Below are 25,921 nucleotides of genomic sequence, written 5' to 3' on the forward strand. Positions count from 1 at the left end.
TTATTCGTGTTTTTAATAATTAAAAGAAATAGGAATTACCTTTCAATCTCAATGCTTAGGGATTGAAAGGTCTCCAAATTTAATCCATTTTAAAACGTAATAGGCGTAAGGCATTTAATACGACAACAATGGTCGAACCTTCATGAAAAATTACAGCCATTCCAATATTTGTTAACCCTAAGATTGTTACAGGAACTAACAAAGCAACAACCCCTAAACTGATAAAAATATTTTGTTTGATAATCCGTTTGGATTCTCTGCTTAAGCCTATTACAAAAGGAAGCATTTCAATCTTATCGGACATTAAGGCTACATCTGCAGTTTCTAAAGCAACATCACTTCCTGCAGCTCCCATAGCAACACTAACAGTGCTTAAAGCCATAGCAGGAGCATCGTTAACACCATCTCCAACCATGGCTATTCTTTTGTCTTCTTGTAACAGTTTTTTTATGGCTTCGACCTTATCTTCTGGCAGCAAATTACCTTTGGCTTCAGTCAAACCTATTTGTTTTGCTATGGTATCTCCAACATTTTGATGATCTCCAGTAAGCATAATCATTCGTTTGATGCCAATTTCTTTTAATCGTTTTAAAGTGCTAATAGCTGTCTTTCTTGGAACATCCATGACGCTTATTAATCCTGCAATTTCATTCTTAAATGCGACTAACATAACTGTGTGTCCATGTTTCAATAAATCAGTCATTTGAGAATGCACTGAATCTTCGATTGAAATCCCTTCATCTTCCATGAGTTTGGTATTACCTATAAATACCTTTTCATTTTTATAAATGGCTTCAATACCTTTCCCTTGAATGGCATTTATTTCGGAAGCTTTGTCTAAAAAGTCAATGTTGTAAGTTGTTTTTAGATCTTTTGAAATAGCCTTTGCCAAAGGATGATTGCTTAAACTTTCTACCTCTAAAACCATTTGAACAAAGTCTGTTTCATTAAAAGCATTAAAAGGAATAACGTTTGTTAACTTGGGTTTTCCTTCGGTTAAAGTTCCTGTTTTATCGAATGCAATGGTTGTAATAACACCCAAATCTTCCAGGGCTTTGCCTCCTTTTATTAAAACGCCTTTTTGGGCAGCTCTTGCAATACCGCTCAAAACTGCACTTGGAGTAGAAATTGCCAACGCACATGGACTAGCCGCTACCAAAACCGTAATGGCTCGATACAGACTTTCTGAGAAAGTTTCGTCTACAACCAAATAAGCAAAACATAATGTTACAACCAATATGATAACTATTGGGACATAAATTTTTTCGAATTTCTTAGTAAGGCGTTGGGTTGGCGATTTTTGTGTCTCTACCTCACTTACCATCTTAACCAATCTGGCAACCGTGGAGTCTTCACTAAGTTTTAAAACTAAAACCTCAATGTTTCCATCTCCATTAATGGTTCCGGTAAAAACAATATGGCTTTTGTCTATATCCTTAAAGTCTGGTAAATTATTGGTATTAGGAATAGCTGTTTTATCTACAGGCATACTTTCTCCAGTAATTGGAGCTTGATTGATACTACTGTTTCCTACAATAATAACACCATCTGCTGCGATTTTTGTATGAGGTTTTACTACAATAATGTCGTTTATTTTTAATTGCTCGATGGGTGTTTCTATCAATTTTCCATCTTTTTTAACTAAGGCAGTGTTTGGCGATAAATCTCCTAAAGCCTCGATAGACTTAGTTGCTTTATTCATGGCATAGCTCTCTAAAGCATGACCTAAACTAAATAGAAATAGAAGTAAAGCACCTTCGGCCCAACTGCCAATATAAGCAGCTCCAAGAGCGGCAACTATCATTAGAAAATCGATTTCGAAACCACCTTTAAGAATTTTATTGGTAGCCTCAATGGTTATAAAATATCCTCCAAAAAAATAGGCTATAATGTAACTACTTAAGGATATCCAACTTGGTGAAACTTCCGTTTTTTCTAAAATAAAACCAATTAGTAGAAAGAATCCGCAAAGTATCGAAAAATATAGTTCCGTTTTCTTTCCGAAAATTCCTCCGTGTTCATGGTTATGCGTTTCTTCTTTATGTTTATTCATATCATTCGTATTAATGGTCGTGACCTCCGCCACCTGCATTGAGTAACATGTACGTTCCTTTTATTAAAATTTTCTTGTCTATTAAAGAGTCTGGGTTTAGAATTTCAACATAAGACTCCGTTTCAACTCCTTTTTCAATTTTTACTTTTTCTAGTTGATATTCTGTCTCTGTCTCATTCTTTAAAATTAACACAAAAGAATGATCTTCAACCTCAAGAATGGCTTCTTTTGGTAATGCCATTCGTTTTGTATTACTAACAATAATATCGGCTTCTGTAAACATGCCAACAACAAATTGCGTTTGTCCTTCTTCTATATGTCCATGAATTTTTACACGTCTATTATTTTCATCTATAGTTGTCCCAACCAAATGCACTTCAGCATTAAAAATACTGTCCGAGGCTTCAGGAATTTTAAATTGAATTTTCTGTCCCTTTTTAATTTTTAAAATGTCTTTTTCGAAAACCGATAATTCTAAGTGAATATGGTCTGTATCTACAATTTCTAAAACAATATCTGAAGGTGATACGTAGCTTCCATTACTCACGTTTACCTTAGTCACATAACCGGCAATGGGCGCATATAAATTGATAGTAGATGTTATTTGTCCTTGTTCCACGGATTTCGGGTTAATATTCATCATTTGTAACTTTTTACCTAAGCCATTATAATGAGCTAAATTACTTTTATAAGTGCTTTCTGCTTTTAGAAAGTTCTTTTGAGAGGTGATGTTTTCATCATACAAAGTTTTTTGTCTCGTAAACTCAGACTTTAAATAGGTTAATTGCTCAGCAACTTCTAAATAATTTTGCTGAATTTCTACAAATTCTGGGTTTTCAAGGGTCACCAACATTTGTCCTTTATTTACCTTATCACCTATTAGTAAAGGTGTTTTTGTAACGTAACCACCAATAAAAGAAGTCACACTCGATTTGTTATGAGGTGGCACATCTATCATACCATTTACTTGTACGGTTTGGTTAAATTCTTGTTGGGAAATAGTACCAAAAGCCATGTTTTCACCTTCAAATTGTTGTTTTGTAATGTCTATTTCATTGGAGTCTTCATGAATTTCTTCAACAGTTTCCATGTTTTTTTCTGAATTTCCACAGGCTACTAAAACCAATGAAAAAATAAGGATATATAGGTTTTTCATTTTTATAAAATTAAAAAATTGATTGCAATAATTGTTTGATTGTAGGTGTTTAAATTATCCAAATAAGTAAGTTCGATGTCTTTTGCCGTTTCGATACTTTGTATGTATTGAAAGAAATCTATTTCACCTTCTTTGAAAGTGCGTTCAGCCGTTTTTATTATTTCTTCGGATAGGTTTTTGCCTTGGGTTTCATAATAAGTGATGGCTTCTTCGTACTGATGCAGTTTAGCCAATAACGATTGATATTCTGTATCTAACTTTACTTGATAATCTTGTAGTTGCTCTTCTACAACTTCCTGAGCAATTTTTGAAGCTCTGATTTTAGAGGCATTTCCACTAAAAAATAAGGGGATTTTGACACCAAAGGTGTAGCCAATAAAATTTTTGTCTATCTCACTGTTTGTACCTTGAAAATATTCCACATTTAAATCGGGTAACAGACTTTGTTTTTCTCTATTATTTAAAGCTTTATAGTAAATTTTAGAATATTCGAAAGCTTCCAAACCTACATTATCTTTTAAGGATAGGTTGTCTAACTCCAACTTTTTCAAAGGATTGTTAGCCATGTTTAAACTATCCACTTGTACCACTTTTTTTAATTGTTCAGTGGCTAAAACAATCTCTTGCAAGGCTTGTTTGTATAGTGTTTCCAGTTGTTTTTGTTTGGATTGTGCTGTAATCATTTCGAGATAATTGGTTTCGCCTAACTCAAAACGTCGTTTAGCGGAAACAGCAAAATTTTGGTATAAACTATCTAAAAACTGATAGGCTTCTGCCTTATTATTAGCATAACTTAATTGATAATATTTTGAAGTTACATCGCGCTTTAAACTTTGAAACCTAATATTATAATTAGATTCCTGTAATTGGTATTGAGCTTGATTCACTTTTTTATCGGCGAAATAAACGGTCGGAAATTTAAAATCCTGAGAAATACCAAAGATGTTTAATGGCTTATTATTCCCTGCCAGATTGCTTTCATCATAATTATAATATAAAGATGTTTTGTCGAAGCTAAAAGCGCTTTCTATTAATGCATCGGCTTCATCTATTTTTAAAGATGAAGCTTTTAAGCCTGAATTATTTTCAATGGCTAAAGAGACAGTTTCTTCAATAGTTAAAGGGTTTTGCTGCGCCTTCATTTGAAATGAAAACAGCAAAATCACGATAGCGGTTAATCCTTTTTTATTCATTTTAAGTTCTTTTTTTTGTTCCATCCAAGCATATAAAACGGGTAGTACCACAAGGGTTAATATGGTGGCACTTACTAAACCTCCAATAACAACGGTAGCTAAAGGACGTTGGACTTCGGCTCCTGCATTGGTGGAAATAGCCATAGGTAAAAAACCTAATGCCGCTGCCAAGGCTGTTAATAATACGGGACGTAAACGCTCGCTTGTGCCACGTTTTATGCGTTCTTCAATATTACTGATGCCTTGAGATTTTAGTTCTTTAAAATGCTCAATAAGTACGATGCCATTTAAAACAGCAATCCCGAATAAAGCAATAAAACCTACTCCTGCCGAAATACTAAAAGGTAAGTCTCTAATCCATAATAACAAAATGCCACCAACTGCGGAAAGTGGAATAGCAGAATAAATAATCAACGCATCTTTTACAGAGTTAAAGGCAAAATAGAGCAATATAAAGATGAGCACTAATGCTATTGGCACTGCAACCATTAATCGGGCCTTGGCACTTTGTAGATTTTCAAACTGTCCGCCATAAGTGATACTATATCCTGCAGGAAGTTTTAAGTTACTATCTATAATTTTTTGGATATCGTCCACAACAGATTGTAAATCTCGGTTTCTTACATTGACACCAACCACAATACGACGTTTGGTATCGTCTCTAGAGATTTTTGCGGGTCCTGTTGTATAGGTGATTTCAGCCAATTCACTTAAAGGAATTTTAGAGCCATTAGGAGTGTCGACATACAAATTTTTAAGACTTTCTAGATCTTTTCTTTGACTCTCGTCTAGACGAATAACTAAATCAAAACGTTTTTCGCCTTCAAAAACAGAGCCAACGGTTCCGCCAGCGAATCCCATAGAAATGAGTTGGTTTAAATCTGAAATATTAAGTCCATAACGTGCAATTTTACTTCTGTTGAATTTTACACTCATCTGTGGTAAGCCAGCGACTTTTTCAACAATAATATCTGACGCTCCCTCGACTTTTTCAATAAGGCTCTTAATCTCATTGGCTTTATTTGATAAAATGTCTAAGTCCTCACCAAAAATTTTAATAGCCACATCTGCTCTTACTCCCGTTACCAATTCATTAAAACGCATTTCTATTGGTTGGGTAAATTCCACATCCATTTCCGGAATTACAGAGAGTGCTTCTTTAAACTTATCGGCCAATTCGTCCTTACTAGAGGCAGAAACCCATTGGTTTTTAGGTTTTAATTTAATTATAACATCACTTTCTTCCATAGACATAGGGTCTGTTGGTACTTCGGCAGCCCCAATTCTACTAACAGCTTGCTCAACTTCGGGGAAATTATCGAGTAATATTTGTTCTATTCTAGTAGTAATTTCTATGGTTTTACTTAATGAGGTTCCCGTTTTTAAAACGGGTTGAATAACAAAATCACCTTCATCTAAAGTTGGCACAAATTCACCTCCCATTTTATTGAAAATCCAGCCACTTGAGATTAACAAGATTACTGAAAGAGAAATAACCAAACGTTTATTTTGTAGAGCCCAGTTTATTACTGGTTTATAGCCTTTATTTAATACCTTCATTAAGCGAACTGAAATATTTTTGTCGCTTTGAACATGAGGTTTTAAAACTAAGGAAGAAATTACTGGAACATATGTTAAACAAAAAATCATGGCTCCAACTAAAGCAAAACTGAAGGTCATTGCCATAGGTTTAAACATTTTTCCTTCAATACCGCTAAGAGATAAAATGGGGATAAAAACAATTAAAATGATAAGTTGTCCAAAGATGGCCGAGTTCATCATTTTAGATGAGCTTTTTAGGGTAATGATATCAATGTCTGCTTGTTGGTCTTGTTTTGATAGCGAGGTGATTTTGGCACTTTGCGTAGTAATTTGAAAGGCTATAAATTCGACAATAATAACAGCTCCATCGATAATAATTCCAAAATCAATAGCTCCTAAACTCATTAAATTGGCATCGACACCAAAAATGTTCATTAATGAAATTGCAAATAGTAAGCTTAAAGGAATTACGGATGCCACAACCAATCCTGAGCGCCAATTTCCTAATAATAAAACCACTACAAAAATCACGATTAAGGAACCTAAAATTAGGTTTTCGGCTACTGTAAATGTTGTTTTATCTATCAATTCTGTTCTTTCCAGAAAACCATTAATATAAACACCTTCCGGTAACGTATTTTGAATAGATGCCACGCGTTCTTTAACGGCCTTTATAATTTCATTGGAATTTCCATCCTTTAGCATCATAATTTGCCCTAATACTTTTTCGCCTTCTCCATTCCCGGTTATGGCGCCAAAACGAGTAGCGCTTCCAAAACCTACTTTAGCAATGTCTTTAATGTATATAGGAACACCATCGTTTTTAACGACTATGTTCCCAATATCTTCGAGAGATGTTACTAGTCCTTCGCCTCTAATAAAAAACGCTTGATTGGTTTTTTCAATATAACCACCACCTGCAACGCTATTATTTTTTTCTAAAGCGTCGTAAATTTCGGAAACCGAAATATGCATGGCATTTAACTTTTGCGGATTGATAGCAACTTCATATTGTTTTAAAAAGCCGCCCCAAGTATTGACTTCAACAACTCCGGGAATACCAGATAATTGGCGTTTTACCATCCAATCTTGGATGGTTCGTAAATCGGTTGTGGAATATTGATCTTTGAATTCTGGCTTGACATCTAGAATGTATTGATAAATTTCTCCCAAACCTGTGGTAATAGGTCCCATTTCTGGAGAGCCAAAACCTTCTGGGATTTTTTCGGAAGCCGATTTAATTTTTTCGGCTATCAGTTGTCTAGGTAAATAGGTGCCTAAACCGTCTTCAAAAACAATGGTAACTACTGATAATCCGAATTTAGAAACGGATCTAATCTCAATGACTCCAGGTAAATTAGCCATTTCTAATTCGACTGGATAGGTAATAAATTGTTCCACATCTTGAGTAGATAAATTTCTAGAAGTGGTAATAACTTGCACTTGGTTGTTGGTAATATCTGGAACAGCTCCAATAGGTATTTGAGTTAAGGAGAAAATTCCAAAACCAGCAACAAACGCTATAAATAGTAGAATAATAAGCTTATTCCTTAAACTAAATTTAATGATGTTTTCTAACATAATTCGTATGTATAAAGTGTTAAGCTATCAAAAGATAGCCTGTAAAAAAACTTAAATCACGGGTGAATTATGCGAATTTTGGTGGTTGAAAAACAGAATGTTTTTCGAATAAAGACTTAGATTCTTTATAAAAAAAGTTACAAGGAATTTCAACAAAAGGTTGATATTCCAAATTAAAGTTTAACGTTGGCAATGTAAATGCTACATTGGCGTGAGAACAGGTTTGATGATGTTTAAAAGGTAAATTTTCATGTCCATGATGTTCATTTTCATGTTGAAATTTGCTGTCTCCATAATGTTCTGCAATAAAATCTAAAAATGAGTCGCCATACGTTTTTTGATGATATTCGGCATGCTCAAACAGAACACTTAGCTTTGAAAAATCTTCAAAACTAAAGTTGAAGCTTTGTACAAGCATCAAAACAGAATAAGCTATGGCAACGATTTTATTCATATACGCTACAAAGTTATGAAAAATAACTACTTAGAAAGTAACTCTTGTTACATTATTAAAAATAAGCTTTTAATTGCACGCTTCCAGTATGGATAACTTTGATAGTTTCGCTCTTTCTACCTTGGTAGTTGAGGTTTAAGTCTAAAAACGAGGTGATTTTCTTTTGAGCTAAAAGACTCCATGTGTAGTTTTTTCCGGGTTGCAGGCCTTCCATCATTTGATAGGCAACAGGTGTGTTCATATCTCCTTCAAAATTATTAGAAAAATAATTAATCTCTCCAATGATTGACATTTTTTGAAAGTTTAAAAATGAAAAAGAAAGACCATAGTTTTGTTGGTTTAAAGTTTCTAAACTTCCAATGGTATTATTCTTGCTTGCGTATTGATAGAAGATATCAAAACGGATGTTATCGTTTAATAGGTAAGATAATTTGGGGTTTATATTGCCTTCGTCTATATCGTAATTTTTATTGGCAAAGTTTTCGCTAACACTTTTATTTGAATTCCAGCTTGTTTGAAAATTAATCAACCAATTTATAGCGAATTTATGATTGAAAAGTAAGATATGACTAATGATATCATTTTCAATAGACCCGATGGTTAGGTTGTTCTTTGTGTCATTTTTAAGAAAGGTATAGGATGTGGTATAATGTTGCTTTCCTCGATTAAAGAATAGGACATTTCTGAAATTTAATTGCAATCCTAATTCATTATCTGGATCGCGATAAAATGGATTTAAATTGATGCTATTTCCATCACGTTGGCTTTTACTATCTACCAAATATGATGTTTGATTATAAAAATGGGAAAGTGCTTTTTTAATCCCTGTTACTTCGCTAGACCATTGTTGTGGATTTATGGTGAACGTCTGACTCAACCTATTTTGATGCGTTTTTATAAATACCTGGTTAGGTAGTAACACGCGAATGTATTTTCCTTGATCTTGAAATTGAGCGATTTCAAATTCTTCTAATTCTTGAATGCCGTTGTTATTATAATCAATCCACAAGTAATTTCCTTGTCCAGGTTCTACTTCTACATAGGTAAATTCTTGTTGAGGCAAAGTTCCAGAATTGGTTTCATATACCGTATTCCAAAGAAAAAACTGTCTAACAAAACGTTGGCTATATTGGATTCTTGAGTTTAGAGAACGTTCATCTTCTATGGTTTCATCTGTATTATTTAAAATTCTGTAATTGGCATAAATGGATAAGTTGGTTCGTTCGTTTTGAACAACTCTAGAATCTAAATAAAAAGTGTTGGAGGTATTTACTTGTTGTAATTGGTTGTTTCTAATACTATCGTTTACACGGTATTTATAGCCGATTTCAGCAAAAACTTTGGTGCTATCTCCAACGCCTGTAAATAATTCGTAAGATTTATATTTTTGACTAATAGGTGTGTAAATATTAGTTTCGTTAATTTTTTGCTGATTATCTTCCATAGCCAATCTGGTGCCAACCCATGCCTTATCAAAACTGTAAGAAATTAAATTAAAGCTTCTAAAAAAAGCAGAGTAATTGGTGGTGGAAGAGGTGTTTAGCATACTAGATAGGGATACAATATGCCATTTATTAAGCTGTAAATTGGCTGAAACGATATGTCTACTTCCATTGAAATTTTTAGAATAATTTAAATACTCAAATTGATAACTGGCTATCCCCATGTCGTTATGGAAGGCTTGAGCCCCAGTCTTAATAAGGGTTTGATTTCCTAAATACGTTGGTAGGGTAGAAGTTCCAAGGGTTGTTAAATTCCAATCTCGATTAAATTCTGCATTATAAATACGTTGTATGGATCTAAAATCTTCTTGAATATAATTTACATCTGCATAAGCTTCTAGATTCCATAGACTATCATTTTTAATGATAACTTGATTAGCTCTTAATTTTCCTGCCAAGCCATTGTTATTTTCATCATCTAAGGTTGAGAAAAGATTCAAGTCGTTATCACTAGCAGCCACTTCAAAGCTCAGGGAAGTTTTTTCAGTTGGTTTATAATCGCCATTAATGACCGCTATTTGTAATTTTGTTGGAGCTACCAACAGAGTAATCGGGTCGTAATTTCCTTGTAGCACGCCTCCAATAGGTTCAACATATTCATAAATGGTGCTAATGGCATCGATACTGCTTATTATGTAATTCCCCAAATTATCACCTACCAACGAAAATCTGGCACTAAACAATTGATCGTCTGGATTGTTTGAAAACACTAAGGCTTCGACGCCATTTATATCTTCTTTTTTATATAAAATCCTATTTTCATTATAAGCTTCTGGTGTAATGGAAGGCGCTACCATTTTCGCTTTATCGTCACCAGCTTCGGCTAAAATTTCAACCTGTTCAGAAGATAAATTTTGTTGAATCGGATTATTTTTTGAATCGTTTTCACTATATATAGAAACCCCGAGGTTTAGTTTCTCGCTTTCATACCTTCCACCTCCAAACACTACCAAACGTGAATAATTTCTATCGCTATATTGATAATCTACGGTAACTCGCATTTCGGAAGTTACAGGGAACGTTGAGTTGAAAATAATTTCTCCAGCATTATAATCTATAATATAATCGTTGGACTCGCCTCGTTTTAATGGAATTCCATTAACATATACAGTTTCACTTCCTGAGACTATTAAGACATATAATTCTAGGTTTGGACCTCTTAGTTTATAAGGTCCTTGGTTGCCTTCTTGCGCTGTAAACTCGCTAGTAGTAAATTGTCCTCGAACCAAAGCTCCAGAAGCAAATAAATACGTTTGAGAATCTGGATGATGTATTGTAGCTCCTAACGATAAACCTTGTACGCGTTTGGTAAAGTTGGCAAAATAAGAATGCGTATTTGATAGATCAATGTCTCCAGCACGAATTTTCCAATTATCACTAAATAATTCTATAAAAACCTGATCGAATTCATCCAAACGTTGTGAATAACCACTTTGCTGTAAAGGGACGTTGGCATCTTGGATGGAAGCTCTTAAAGAAATACTTTCACTTAATTTCCCTGTAATTTGAAGATCTAACTCACTGTTTAAAACAGAATTTTGATTGTTACCTATAACCACGCCACGTGAAATACTTCCCGAAGTAGATAAACCATCAAAAGGAGTGAAGGTTCGTTTTTCGCTTGGTTGTGATAGTTTGTAAAGTTTAGCAAGGTTTGCATTATTTTCAACAATAACACTATCACTAATCTGTCTGTAAGTCCTAGTTAAGTAATTGGGGTATTTTAAATAATTTACAATTATAGAATCGGCCTCAATTGGTTTATTAAAAGTTATAATTGCTCTTTGGTAATCTACTGTATAATAGGAGGCATCAACAAAGGAGCTATCTTTTTTCTTGATGGTTAAGAAATTAGAATTGATACTTACACTGTCTATGGCAATAGAATCTGATACAGCAACCGTTTTTGTTCTGTAATTAGAATCCTGGTCTTGAGCAAAAGCCACAAAACCAAAAAGTAAAAATATAAGAGTAAGTATAAACTTCATCAAGTACTAAACTACATATCAATTAAAATATTTTGTTGATAGCTTTTGTTAAAACGGTTTTAAATTAATAGTGTAAATGTAAAGCATTATTTATTTTAGCTGAAAATAACTCGCTAATTTAATGTGTTGGGTTATTTCACATGTTTAATTTAAAAGAATACCTTTTTTAAGGGAAGAGCAAATGAAGATAATTTCTTATAACGTAAACGGGATTCGTGCGGCATTAAATAAAGGATTTATAGACTGGTTAAAAGCAGCAGATCCAGATGTTATTTGTTTGCAAGAAATAAAGGCCATGGAAGATCAGTTGGACCTAAGTCTATTTGAAGATGCGGGATATAAATATCATTATTGGTTTAGTGCTCAGAAAAAAGGCTATAGTGGAGTCGCTATCTTATCTAAAACAAAACCCAATCATGTAGAATTTGGTACAGGAATTGAGTCTATGGATTTTGAAGGAAGAAACCTTCGAGTAGATTTTGATGGGATTTCTGTTATGAGCTTGTATTTACCGTCAGGAACCAACGATGCTCGTTTGCAACACAAGTTCGATTATATGGACCAGTTTCAAATTTATATAAGCAATTTAAAACAGGAAATTCCAAATCTGGTTATTTGTGGCGATTATAATATTTGTCACGAAGAAATAGACATTCACAATCCTAAAATGAAAGGTGTTTCAGGATTTTTACCAGAAGAACGCACTTGGATTGGGCAATTTATAAATTACGATTTTATTGATGCCTTTAGATATTTACATCCTGAAAAACAAGAATATAGCTGGTGGAGTTATCGTGCAAATTCCAGAGCAAATAATAAAGGTTGGCGCTTAGATTACACAATGGTTTCAAAACCATTACAAGAAAAAATAAAAAGAGCCGTTATATTAAGAGATGCCGTACATAGCGACCATTGTCCAGTTTTAGTTGAAATTGAAAATTAAAACATATTTAATAAATCCAATTAGCAACAAACTAAATTTGAAATTAAAATTTAAACCCAAATATTAAAAATGAAAAACAGAATCTTAATTATAGCAATTACTACCGTTTTAATGAGCTCTTGTGTGTCTCCTAAAGTTTATAAAGACTTGGAAGGCAAATACACAACCTTAAAAAATGAAAATGGGGATTTAAAAAATGAAAATGAAAGTTTGTTGAGTGCTAAAAATGCAACGCAAAATGAATTGGATCAACTACAAACCGCATATCAAGAAGCCATTTCTCAAAGAGATAAATTGCAAGGAGATTATAATGCTTCCAAGGCTAATTTGGATAATTTGAAAGCTTCTTATAGTGCCTTAGAAAAAAACAGTTCGTCTGCTATTGCTGAAAACGTTAGTAAAAACAGAGAGTTATTAGCGCAACTAGAAGCTAAAGAGCAAGCTCTTGAAGCTGAAAAGTCTAGATTAGAAACTTTAAAAAGTGAATTAGAGATTCGTTCTAATCGTGTAGCAGAATTAGAAAGCATGATTGCTGCTAAAGATGCCGCGATGACTGCATTAAAAAATGCCATTTCTAAAGCCTTGGTAGATTTTGAAGGAAATGGATTAACTGTAGAGCAACGCGACGGAAAAGTATATGTGTCTATGGAAAACAAATTACTTTTTGAATCTGGAAGTTGGTCTGTAGGTGTAGAAGGTAAAAAAGCGGTTATGCAATTGGGAAGTGTTCTTGCAGATAATCCCGATATTAATGTGCTAATAGAAGGACATACAGATAATGTGCCTTACTCTGGAAATGGGATATTAAAAAGTAATTGGGATTTATCAACCAAGCGTGCCACAGCTATTGTGGAAATTTTAAATGACAATCCGAGTATCAATCCAGGAAATCTAACCGCTGCGGGAAGAGGAGAATATGCACCAGTGGCAACTAATGACACTTCTGATGGCAAAGCAAAAAACAGGCGTATTGAAGTTATCTTAACGCCTAAATTAGACGAGATAACAAAACTGCTTAATGATATGTAGTTATTAAATACTATGTAATTTTTTAAACGCGATTCGAAAGAATCGCGTTTTTTAATGAGATATTTTTAAATTGCATTATATTTTATTTTTCAACCTATTTCAAATATCATATGAAGCATCTTTATTTGGTTGTTTTAATTTTACTTTTTGTTTCGTGTTCAAACAATTCAAAAAAAGAAAGCTATGTGGATTCCAAAAAAATAACCTCTGTTCATAAAGATGGTTATGTTGGAGATGCACAATGTATTTCTTGTCATAAGGATGCGGTTGCTACTTGGGAAGGTTCCGATCACGATTTGGCTATGGAAGTAGCTAATGAAGAAACTGTTTTAGGAGATTTTAATAATGTGAACCAAAATATTGATGGAATTGCTTATGTCTTCAGCAGAAAAGATTCTGATTATTATGTTCAAGTTACCGAAATTGATGGTTCTGTAAACGACTACAAAATAAGTTACACTTTTGGAGTTACACCATTGCAACAATATTTAATAGATTTTGATAATGGAAAAAAACAAGTGCTTCGGGTTACTTGGGATGATATAAAAAAACAATGGTATCATCAATATTCTGGAGATGCTTTCGATCCTCACGACTGGATGCACTGGACACAAAGTTCGCAAAACTGGAATACCATGTGTGCCGAATGCCATTCCACAAATCTTCAGAAGAATTATATTGTTGATGAAGATAGATTCGAAACCACATTTTCATCCATAGATGTTAGTTGTGAAAGTTGTCATGGCCCAGCCGAAAAACATGTTAATTGGGCAAATAACATGCAAGACTCACTTCATACTAGTAAATATATTATAGCAGGAAATTCGCAATTTTCTCAAATGAATATGTGTGCGCCTTGTCATTCTAGACGTGCAAAACTTACCCAAAATTTAATTCCCGGAACAAATTTCGAAGATCAATATTTGCTTCAAAATTTATCTCAGGAGTTTTATCATGGCGATGGACAGATTGAAGCTGAAGATTATGTTTATGGTTCTTTTGTGCAAAGTAAGATGTACCATAATAATGTTACTTGTACTGATTGTCATGATCCACATTCCTTAAAATTGAAAGCTGTTGGTAATAATTTATGCATGCAGTGTCATGAGCCAAAATACGATAAGCCTACCCATCATTTTCATCCACAAAACTCAGAAGGGGCTCAATGCATCAATTGTCATATGACAGGTGTTACTTATATGGGAATTGATTTTAGAAGAGATCATAGTTTTAGAATTCCAAGACCTGATCAAAGTGTTACGTATGGTACACCAAATGCTTGTAATACATGTCATGCCGACAAATCAAACAAATGGGCAGCTAACAAAGTAGTGGAGTGGTATGGTTCAACTAGAGAAGAGCATTTTTCGGATGCTTTATTAATAAGTGGTCAAAATAATATCTCCAAAAAAGATCGTGAAGCTTTAGATGTATTTATCAACGATTTAAAATTTCCAGCCATTGCAAGAGCTTCGGTAATAGATAATTTACAAATAACAGAATCAAAACAATATGAAGCTTTGTTACAAGGCTTGAACGATCCATCACCTATGGTGAGATACGCTTCTTTACAAAAGTTTAGAGGCTTAAGTATAGAAGACAGAACGTCGATTGCTATTAAACATACAAACGATACAACAAAACTTGTAAGAATAGGTGCGGCTCAATTACTCCTTGATTTAGATGCTAATACTTTGACAAATGTTGATTTAAATGGGTTAACCAAGTCTAGAAAGGAATTGGAAGATATGCTTTATAGTAGTGCCGATTTTTCGAATGGACGTATGCAATTGGGAGATTATTACCTTCAAACAAACGATATCAATAGTGCTATAAAACATTATAAAATGGCGATAAAGTTAGATAGTCTGTTATTGCCTGTGTATTCCAACCTAGCTACCAGTTATAGTATGCAAGGTAAATTAAGCGAAGCGCTCAATATTTTAAACCTCTTAATACAAAAAGACCCAGAATCATCAAGATCGTATTATTTAAGAGCTTTATTGTATTTTGAATTAGAACAAAGCACCTTGGCTATAGCCGATTTAAAGAATGCCATAAACTTAGAGCCTTCAAATTCCAGATATTATTATAATTTGGCAACCTATTATTATCAAAGTAAAAACTTTAATGAAGGAGAAAAAATAATAAAAAGCTCCCTGAATATTGAGCCTCAAAATCCAGATTACAAATATCTTTTAGCATTAATTTATCAAGAACAAGGAAAAATTATAGAGGCACAAAAAATCATGCAAGAGCTAAATGTCAATCAACCTAAAAATGGTAATTAACAGATTTTTTCAGATACCCGCTTTATTTACCAGTTAGAATAAAATGAAATATACCAATTTACCACATACTAATATTAAAGTAAGCAAACTCTGTTTAGGAACCATGACATGGGGAAATCAAAATACCCAAGAAGAAGGTTTTGCCCAAATGGATTTGGCAACAGACAGAGGAATCAATTTTTTCGATTGTGCCGAATTATATCCAGTTCCTGCAACCGCAGAAACCTACTCCAAAACAGAACAGATTATAGGAAATTGGTTTAAAAAAACAGGAAAACGGGACCAGATTGTGTTAGCAACCAAAATCGCAGGCCCTGGAGATTATACGGCTCATATTAGAACCAATGGATTTAGTCCTGAAGCACTAAAGGATGCTGTAAACCAGAGTTTAAAAAGACTTCAAACAGATTATATAGATTTATATCAGCTTCACTGGCCAGAAAGACAGACTAATACGTTCGGGGTTCGGGATTATAAACACGAAGAAACGGATAAGTGGAAAGATAATTTTAATGAAATCCTTCAAACGTTTCAAGACATTATTAAAGAAGGTAAGGTGAGGCATATTGGTGTTTCAAACGAAAAAGCTTGGGGAACCATGCGTTATCTTGAAGAATCTAAAAACAACAGTTTGCCTAGAATAATAACCATTCAAAATGCCTATTCTCTATTAAATCGTGTGTTTGAAGGAGATATGGCAGAAATTTCCATGAGAGAAGATGTTGGACTTTTAGCCTATTCCCCTATGGCATTTGGGGTATTGTCTGGAAAATATATTAAAGGGACAGCTACCGAAAATTCTAGATTGAAATTATTTCCTAGATTTTCAAGATATAGTTCAGAACAAGCAAATCAAGCAACTCAAGCTTATTTAAAGCTAGCTGAAGAACATAATATGTCTTTAGCTCAAATGTCTTTGGCATTTGTTACCCAACAACCATTTATAACGAGTAATATAATAGGAGCAACAAATTTAATTCAATTACAAGAAAATGTAGAAAGTATTGAATTGAATTTAAGTCAAGAAATATTGGATTCTATTAATAAAATACATGGTATTTTTCCAAATCCAGCTCCTTAATCTAGCAGAATCTATTAAAATTTTAAAAATCGAATATTAACACAATTCACCGAAGAAACAAGTAGTTTATCTATTAAGTAAATGTTAACACATTCTTAATACAGAAATTTTATAATTTAGGTTTTTGGAATTTGTCAGATTGTAAGTGATCCATTTTCAATCTGAAATTCACTAAAAACTTAAGCTATTAGTAGTTAGTGGCTTACATAAAATAACTAACCTATTTTTATAAAATGAAAAAAATTACGCTATCTCTACTATTTGGGTTTATTTCCTTAATTGGGTTTTCTCAAATAGGTTTAGTAGAAAATTTCGACGCGGGTTTGACCTTGCCTACAGGATGGACGGGTACTGGATACTCCGGATCTGTATTTCAAACATGTAGTGTGGTGTCTTTAAGAGCCAACTTAAGTGATCAAAATTTTACTGACGATTTGATTTCACCGAACATTGTTGGTCAATCCAATGGTACTGATTTAACAGTAGCTTTTGACTATAAAATTGTTGACTGGCCTTCTGCAATCACACCAGCTCCTCCAGGTTGGGGAGAATTATTAGTGCAATATTCCACTAATAATGGAACAGATTGGACGACCATGGGAACTGTAAACGATGCTAATCACGTACCTGGAATTACCTGTAACAACATAAGTTTTGTGTTGCCTGCGGCAAATATTCCAACGGGTTCCAATTTTAAATTAAGGTTTTTAAATAATTATTTCTCAGGAAATTATTATTTCTACATAGATAATGTAACGGCTACACAAGTAGTAGTGGACCCACCTTCATGTTCTAATTTAATGGCCCCAGCAAATGGAGCAACTGGTGTGCCAATAACAGCCAATTTAAGCTGGGTGGCTGCTACTGGAATTCCTACAGGATATACCCTTTCTGTTGGAACAACTCCTGGTGGAACAGATGTGGTTGACAACTTAAATGTTGGTCTTTCAACAACATATGATTTACCAGAATTAAATTACTCTACAACCTATTATGTAACCATTTCGCCATTTAACGCTAATGGTCCAGCTATAGGCTGTTCTGAACAATCTTTTACTACTGGAGCAGATCCAAACGCACCAGTTGATTGTGGTTCGGGTATTCCTATTAATACAATTTTTTGTTATACAAATAACGATAGTACAAGCTTTAGTTTTGTAAGTAGCGATGGAGCTCCATTGGTAGTGATCTTCAACTCAGGAACTACCGAAAATAACTGGGATGAGCTTGTGGTTACAGACTCTGACGGTTCGAATATATATACTGGATATGGCGTTGCAGGTAACTTAGCGGGGTTAATGTTTACTTCTTCTGGAGACAGTATTACCATTGGAGTAACTTCTGATAGTTCTGGTGTTAGTTGTACAACCAATCCTTGGAATTTTGATGTTTCTTGTGTAGATACAACGGTTGTTCCTAATTGTAATGCCGTTTTAACCACGCCTGCAAATGGAGCAGTTAATGTCAATGAAAATGAAAATTTAACATGGAGTCCTGCTAGTATTTTTGTAACTGGTTATACACTTTATATGGGAACTACGCCTGGAGGAACAGATATTCTGGACGGAGTTGATGTAGGAAACGTTTTAACTTACGATCCTGGTACTTTAGCTTACGAAACAATGTATTATGTAACCATTATTCCTTATAATGATAATGGTCCTGCAATAAATTGTAATGAGCAAAACTTTACTACAAGACTAGATCCTAACCAAATTATTGATTGTGCTACAAGTCAAGTTTTAAATACGGTTTTCTGTTACGAAAATGGAAATAACACGTATCAAGAAATTTTTAGTTTCCAAAGTTCAGATGGAGCACCTTTAAACTTGTTCTTTAATTCTGGAACTATTGAAACTTGTTGCGATACCCTTAGAATTGAAGAAGGTGATGGAACTGTCCTTTACCAAGGTACAGGAGATGCTACAGGTAGTTTTGCCGGTCTTTCTATAAATTCCACTACAGATAGAATTGTAATGTTCTACGAAGCAGATAGTTCTGTAAGTTGTGGAAGTGGAAGTCGTACCCCATGGGATTTTGATGTATCCTGTATTGATACTACTGTTATTCCAAACTGTAATGCCTCTTTAACAAGTCCTATAGATGGCGCAGTTGGTGTAGATGAAGATGACGATTTAACTTGGAGTCCTGCAACTATTTTCGTTACTGGATATACCTTATATATGGGAACCACTCCTGGTGGAACAGATGTTTTAGATGGTGTTGATGTTGGAACGGATTTAACTTACGATCCAGGTACTTTAACTTATGGAACAACTTATTATGTTACTATTGTACCTTATAATACTAATGGTCCAGCTACAGGTTGTACAGAAGAAAGTTTTACAGTACGAAATGATCCATTCCAAATTGTGGATTGCGAAACAAATCAAATAGTAAATACCATTTTCTGTTATGAAAATGGAAATAATACATTTATAGAGACTTTCAGTTTTCAAAGTTCAAATGGAAACCCATTAAATATGTTTTTTCATTCCGGAACCTTAGAAGCTAACTGGGACACTATTAGGATAGAAGAAGGAAATGGAACAATTATTTATGAAGGAACTGGAACTGCAGGAAATTTAGCAGGCTTGTCTGTGAATTCCACTACTGATACTATGGTGTTGTTTTATGAAGCAGATGGTTTTGGAAGTTGTGCAAGTGGAGGTCAGACACCTTGGAATTTTGATGTGTCTTGTATAGATACAACTGCAGTTCCAAACTGTAATGCCGCTTTAACCATTCCATTAAATGGTGCTGTTGATGTAAATGAAAATACCGATTTAACTTGGAGCGCTGCTTCTATTATTGTTACTGGATATACACTTTATGTTGGAACCACACCAGGTGGAATAGATATTTTAAATGCTGTTGATGTAGGAAATGTTTTAACCTACGATTTAGGAACCTTAGCCTATGAAACAACTTATTATGTAACTGTAGTTCCTTATAACACTAATGGTTCAGCTAGTGATTGTACTGAATATAATTTCACTACAAGACTTGACCCTAATCAAATTATAGATTGTGATAATGGAGATGTATTAAATACGGTACATTGCTATGAAAATGGAGATAATACCTATCAAGAAATTTATAGTTTTCAAAGTTCTACAGGATTTCCTTTAAATATCTTGTTCAATTCTGGAACTATAGAAACCTGTTGTGATACTTTAAGAATTGAAGATGGAGACGGTACAGTTTTATATCAAGGAACTGGTAATAATGGTGACCTTGCTGGTTTATCGTTTACATCTACTACAGATAGAATTGTTGTTTTTGCTGAGGCAGATGGCTCAATAAGTTGTGAGAGTGGAAGTAGAGAGCCTTGGGATTTCGATGTTTGGTGTCAAACATGTTTACCACAAACCGTTACTTTTAATGTTGTAAACGGAGACTGTGTTACAGATCCAGATAATCCAGTTTTTGAAGTGCAAGTGGATGTTACTGATATGGGAGATGCAGAATCTATAACACTTACAGATAATCAAGGAAGTGCTCCTCAAATAATCACTGAAACTGGAGTATTGATTTTTGGTCCTTATGCAGCAAATACAAATATTGTAATTACTACAGCTAATACTAACGATCCTAATTGTACGGTTATTAGTAATCCATTATCATTCTTATGTCCACCACCACCAAATCCATGTTCTATTGTATTTGCTGGAGATGATACGTCTGTAGATTGTGCAACACCAGAAGCTGTGCTTGCTGCTAACTTCCACTTATATGGGCAAGACACAAATAATTACGAAATTAATGCCATAGATACTTGTCCTACGCCACCAGTTGATGGAGCAACACCTACTAGTATAGATGTGGATGACACTTGGTCTGAAGTTCTTGAGTTAGGTTTTGATTTCTGTTTCTATGGAGGCGTGTATAATCAAGTAATTATAGGGTCCAACGGTGTAGTGAGTTTTGAAATAGAGAATGCTGGAGATTATAACGGCTGGGATTTATCGCCATTTACTGGTGGTGTTTCGACCTTACCAAATTCAACGAATACGACAATAACTCAAGCTAACATATTTGGGGTAGGGCATGATATCGACCCTTCTGTATGTGGAAGTATTGACTATGTTGTATTAGGTTCCTCACCTTATAGACAGTTTGTAGTTAATTACAACGCTGTTTGTCAATTTGGTTCTGCTTGTAATTCACTTCAAAGCACATCTCAGATTATACTTCATGAATCGTCAAATAATATTGATATTCATGTAATAAGTAAACCAACGTGTATGAGCTGGAACGATGGTTTAGCGGTAGTTGGATTGCAAAATGTTGGTGATACTGCTGCTACTACACCTCCAGGTCGTAATACAGGAGTTTGGACAGTTACAGAACCAGAATCTTGGAGATTCTCACCTTCTGGAACACCAAATTACACTTTAGAATGGTTAGATGAAAACGGAAATATAATCGGAACAGAAGATACTGTTACAGTATCTCCTACTCAAACATCAACCTATACGTTCGAAGTTACTTACGACTTATGTACTGGTGGAACTGCTACAGTTTCAGATGAAGTGGAAGTTGAATATATTAACCTTTCAACTTTTGATTCTACTTTTGAAATGACAGCAACTTGTACTGGTGGTACTGCCGACATTCTTGGTGATACGGGAGGAACATTTACATTCAATCCTGAGCCAACGGATGGAGCAACTATTAACGTTTCTACTGGTGAAGTTATGAATGGAATTCCTGGAACAACCTATACTATTCAATATACAGTTGGAGAAGAAGCTTGTCCTTCTATAGGAACACAAACTTTAGAAGTGCCTGGAGCTGGTGATGCGTCCTTTACACTAACTGCAAGTTGCGATGGCGCAATTGCAACAATTACTGGATCTACTGGCGGAACATTTGCTTTTAACCCAGAACCTGGTGATGGAGCGATTATTGATGCAGACACAGGAGAAATTACAAATGGCGTTGCTGGAACAACTTATACTGTTGAATATGAAACTTCAGGAGATTGTGGAACTTCAAGTATGCAAACGGTAACCATTACTGGTTCGGATGATTCGTCATTTACAATGACAGCAAGTTGTACTGGAGCTACTGCAGAAATAACAGGAATGACTGGAGGAGTATTTACTTTTAACCCAATACCTTCAGATGGTGCCTTAATTGACCCAACAACAGGAGAGATTACAAATGGGGTTACTGGAGCTACCTATACAGTAGAATATGCAACAGATAGTGCTTGTCCAAGTACGACTACGCAATCTGTAACAATATCTTCACAAGAAGATGCTACATTTACATTAGTACCAACTTGCGATGGTGCAACTGCAACCATAACTGGAGATTCAGGAGGAACATTTACATTTAATCCTGTGCCAACAGATGGAGCAACTATTGATGCTTCTACTGGTGTTATTACTAATGGCGTTTCTGGAACAACCTATACGGTGGTATATACCACAGCAGGATCTTGTCCAGCAAACTCTACTCAAACGGTAACTGTAACAGGTACATCAGATGCTTCATTTAGCATGTTCCCAACTTGTAGTGGTGCAACAGCAAACATAACAGGTGATATGGGAGGAACCTTCGCGTTCAACCCAGAACCTGGAGATGGTGCAGTAATTGATCCAGTTACGGGAGAAATTACAAATGGTACACCTCAAGAAACTTATACTGTTGAATATACTACATCAGGTACATGCTCTGAAATGAGTTCTGTCTTGGTAACTTTATTAACAAGTCCGGAAGATGCGTCCTTTATTATTGTATCAATAACTTGTGATAATGCTACGGTTGAAGTAACTGGAGATACAGGTGGTACATTTGCACTTAATCCTCCTTCACAAGGTGGAGCAGTAATAAACCCTATTACAGGAGAAGTTACTGGTGCAGTATCTAATACCAATTATACTATAGAATACACGACGTCTGGTTCTTGTCCTGTTACCACAGATGAAACATTTAAAACAGAAACATGTGTTATCCCTCAAGTAATTACACCAAATGGAGATAATTATAATGATTCTTTCGACTTAACTGGCTTTGATGTAAGTAGTTTGGAAGTATTCAATAGAAATGGGATTAAAGTTTACAGTAGAAATAATTATACAAATGAATTTATAGGCATTTCGGATAATGGAGACGAGCTACCAACAGGAACTTATTTCTATGTGATGAGATATCAAGAAGACAAGGTAAAATCGGCTTGGGTATATATTAATAGAGAACAGTAAACTAACACAACCAAATTATTATAATGAAAAAACTATATATCATTCTCGTATTCTTGTTTGCATTACAAATGCATGCGCAACAAGACCCTCAATTTACACAGTATATGTATAACATGAACGTTATAAATCCAGCTTATGCTGGCTCTTACGATGGCGTAGCAATTGGGCTTCTGTATAGAAGCCAATGGGTTGGCTTAGATGGCTCTCCTAATACTGCTACTTTTAATGTAAGTTCTCCAGTAGGCAAAAGAGTGGGGGTTGGACTATCTTTTATTAATGATCAAATTGGGCCTGTTATAGAAAACAATGTCTATGCAGATTTCTCTTATACGCTTCCATTAGGAGGTGAGAATAAGTTAGCTTTCGGTCTAAAGGCAGGTGCAACATTCCATGATATTGGACTGGTTGATCTAGATGCTACAGATCCTAATGATCCCTTATTACAAACTAATATAAACCAAGCGACACCTAATGTGGGTGTCGGGGTTTATTTTTATCAAACAAATAAGTATTATTTGTCTCTGTCTATGCCTAACATGTTGAACTCAGTTCATTTAGATGATAATGGTTATAAAATAGGTTCAGAAACGCTACACTTCTTTGCTGCGGCAGGGTATGTGTTTAGCCTTTCAGAGAATTTTAAATTAAAGCCAAATACCATGTTTAAAATGGCTGTAGATGCACCTTTAAGTTTCGATATAAATGCGAACCTGTTTATGTATGATAGAGTTGAGGTTGGAGTTGGATACCGTTTAGAAGATTCTTTTATTGGAATGATTAATTTCTTAATCACACCTAATATTAGAGTTGGATATGCTTATGATAGTGTTATATCAGATCTTGATGTAGCAACATCTGCTTCTCATGAAATTTTTATAAATTTCGATATTCCACTTTTAAAGAAAGTGTCACGTTCACCTCGTTACTTCTAATTACTTAAGCTAAACATTATGAAAAAATTAAATATATTTTTTACAATCATATTAATGAGTAGTTTAAGTATAACTGCTCAAAACAAAAACACCCAAAATGCTGATAAGTATTTTAATAAATATGAATTTATTGAAGCTATCGAAGCCTATACTGTAATAGTAGAAAATGGAAAAGCCGACGAGTATGTCTATGGGCAATTAGCTGAAGCAAATTATAATATTTTCAGTACAGTAGAAGCTGAACGTTGGTATGCTAAAGCGCTTGAAACAAATCAAGATCCAGAAATGATTTACAGATACTCTCAAATGCTTAAAGCGAATGGGAAGTATGATGAATCTAATAAATGGATGAAAAAATTTGCTGATGCAAAACCTAAAGACGATAGAGCCATCGCTTTTATTGCAAATCCAGATTACATTCCAGGAATTTTAGAAGGGGAAAAATTATACGACATTTCATCTTTAGAATTCAATACTGAATATTCAGATTATGGAGGAACTGTTTTAGACGGTAACCTTTATTTCTCTTCAGCAAGAAACAATGCTAGAAGAAATTATGGTTGGAACGATGAGCCATATTTAGATATTTATCGTGTAGCTGTTGGTGGAGATGCCGCTGGTATTGAAGCAGAATTGGTTAATGGAGTAAATACAAGATACCATGAAGGATTAGTATCTTTTAGTCCAGATGGTAACACCATTTACTTCTCTAGAGAAAGTTTCTCTGAAGGGGATTTTGAAAAAAATAAAGAAGCAAAAACTAAAAAAAGTTTATTGTACTTATTTAAAGCAACAAAAGATGGTGAGAATTGGACCGATGTTCAACCTTTAATCTTAAACAATAAAGAGTACTCAGTAAAAAGTCCATCTGTAAGTAAAGATGGTAAAACACTTTATTTTGCTTCAGATATGCCTGGAGGTTTTGGTTATTTCGATATCTATAAAGCAGCGATTAATAGCGATGGTTCTTTTGGAACTGTTGAAAATTTAGGTGCTAAAGTTAATACGGAAGGTCAAGAAATGTTTCCTTATATAAGTGATACAGACGTACTTTATTTCTCTTCTAACGGTCATTTAGGTTTAGGAGGTTTAGATGTGTTTTATATCTCTGAATCTGGCGATGCTGTAAATGCAGGTGTTCCTGTAAATAGTAATTCAGACGATTTAGCTTTTACTATTAACGAGGAAACTGGAGAAGGCTTTGTCTCTTCCAATCGTCCAGGAGGAAAAGGTAATGACGATGTTTATGCACTTAAGCGTTTAGAGCCTTGTAATGTCAATGTTATCACAACAGTTGTGGATAATGTTACTAATAACCCTTTAGCTGGCGTAGCGGTTACTATTAAAGATGCTAGCGGACGTGTTGTTTCAACACAAACTTCAGATGCAAATGGACAATTGGAATACACAGTTTCTTGCGATAAGACTTTAGACTTTTCGGGCGTTTTAAAAGAATATGTAAGTAATAGTGTTACATTCTCTGGAAGCAAAGAAAAGGAAGCTTCATTTCAACTTAATTTAGATCCTATTGAGCATATTATAGTCGAGGATAGAGTTGTTCTAAATCCAATATTATTTGAATTCGATAAAGCAAACATAACAGAACAAGGCGCTTTCGAGCTTGATAAGCTAGTTGCCATTATGAATAAATATCCAAATATGGTTATTTTAGCAGAATCTCATACAGATAGTAGAGGACCGGCAAGTTATAATGAGAAATTATCTGATAGACGTGCAAAATCTACCGTACAGTATGTCATCTCTAAAGGTATTGAAGCTAATAGAATTTCAGGTATTGGAAAAGGAGAGAGCGATCCAAAAATTGATTGTGGTAATAAATGTACTGAAGAAGAATATCAAACAAACAGACGTTCAGAATTTATTATTGTAAGCGGAGGTCCTTCTAAATAAATATAGAAAACATCACGCATAAAAAAAGCCTTGCTAATATTTAGCAAGGC

At 34.4% G+C, this 25,921-nt stretch carries 12 protein-coding genes; 7 read left to right on the forward strand and 5 right to left on the reverse strand.

Annotation, left to right across the window (positions count from 1 at the left end):
• Window positions 1–79: 79 nt before the first annotated feature.
• From IEV77_RS04385 to IEV77_RS04405, 5 genes are all read right to left on the reverse strand, one after another.
• Complete coding sequence (locus IEV77_RS04385; RefSeq protein WP_188462201.1) at window positions 80–2,053, reverse strand: heavy metal translocating P-type ATPase; 1,974 nt, start codon at window positions 2,051–2,053, stop codon at window positions 80–82.
• A gap of 10 nt (window positions 2,054–2,063) precedes the next feature.
• Window positions 2,064–3,209, reverse strand: a complete 1,146-nt coding sequence (locus IEV77_RS04390; protein WP_188462203.1) for an efflux RND transporter periplasmic adaptor subunit — start codon at window positions 3,207–3,209, stop codon at window positions 2,064–2,066.
• Between the two features lie 2 nt (window positions 3,210–3,211).
• Entirely contained in the window at window positions 3,212–7,525 is a 4,314-nt protein-coding gene (locus IEV77_RS04395) for a CusA/CzcA family heavy metal efflux RND transporter (protein ID WP_188462205.1), read from the reverse strand.
• A 67-nt stretch (window positions 7,526–7,592) separates the two neighbouring features.
• Window positions 7,593–7,979 carry a hypothetical protein gene (locus IEV77_RS04400; RefSeq protein WP_188462206.1) on the reverse strand — a complete coding sequence of 129 codons (387 nt, stop codon included), beginning with the start codon at window positions 7,977–7,979 and terminating at the stop codon, window positions 7,593–7,595.
• Window positions 7,980–8,034: 55 nt separating this feature from the next.
• A complete protein-coding gene (locus tag IEV77_RS04405; RefSeq protein ID WP_188462209.1) occupies window positions 8,035–11,469 on the reverse strand; it encodes a DUF8818 domain-containing protein in 3,435 nt (1,144 codons plus the stop codon).
• A 181-nt stretch (window positions 11,470–11,650) separates the two neighbouring features.
• Between IEV77_RS04405 and IEV77_RS04410 the strand changes: the two genes are divergently transcribed.
• From IEV77_RS04410 to IEV77_RS04440, 7 genes are all read left to right on the forward strand, one after another.
• Window positions 11,651–12,412: an exodeoxyribonuclease III gene (locus tag IEV77_RS04410; protein ID WP_188462210.1), complete on the forward strand. Its 762-nt coding sequence runs from the start codon at window positions 11,651–11,653 to the stop codon at window positions 12,410–12,412.
• Between the two features lie 69 nt (window positions 12,413–12,481).
• Window positions 12,482–13,441 (forward strand): OmpA family protein, encoded by a 960-nt coding sequence (locus tag IEV77_RS04415; RefSeq protein WP_188462212.1) that lies wholly within the window; start codon window positions 12,482–12,484, stop codon window positions 13,439–13,441.
• 110 nt (window positions 13,442–13,551) lie between these two features.
• Window positions 13,552–15,732, forward strand: coding sequence for a tetratricopeptide repeat protein (locus IEV77_RS04420; protein WP_188462214.1), 2,181 nt, complete (start codon window positions 13,552–13,554; stop codon window positions 15,730–15,732).
• A gap of 43 nt (window positions 15,733–15,775) precedes the next feature.
• Entirely contained in the window at window positions 15,776–16,813 is a 1,038-nt protein-coding gene (locus tag IEV77_RS04425; protein ID WP_188462216.1) for an aldo/keto reductase, read from the forward strand.
• Window positions 16,814–17,046: 233 nt separating this feature from the next.
• The gene (locus tag IEV77_RS04430) at window positions 17,047–23,028 is read left to right on the forward strand and encodes an NIDO-like domain-containing protein (protein ID WP_188462218.1); all 5,982 of its coding nucleotides are present in this window, start codon (window positions 17,047–17,049) and stop codon (window positions 23,026–23,028) included.
• A gap of 23 nt (window positions 23,029–23,051) precedes the next feature.
• Complete coding sequence (locus IEV77_RS04435; RefSeq protein WP_188462220.1) at window positions 23,052–23,960, forward strand: PorP/SprF family type IX secretion system membrane protein; 909 nt, start codon at window positions 23,052–23,054, stop codon at window positions 23,958–23,960.
• Window positions 23,961–23,978: 18 nt separating this feature from the next.
• The gene (locus IEV77_RS04440) at window positions 23,979–25,871 is read left to right on the forward strand and encodes an OmpA family protein (RefSeq protein WP_188462222.1); all 1,893 of its coding nucleotides are present in this window, start codon (window positions 23,979–23,981) and stop codon (window positions 25,869–25,871) included.
• Window positions 25,872–25,921 lie beyond the last annotated feature (50 nt).

The organism is Xanthomarina arctica (genome assembly GCF_014638915.1).
Taxonomy (GTDB): domain Bacteria; phylum Bacteroidota; class Bacteroidia; order Flavobacteriales; family Flavobacteriaceae; genus Xanthomarina; species Xanthomarina arctica.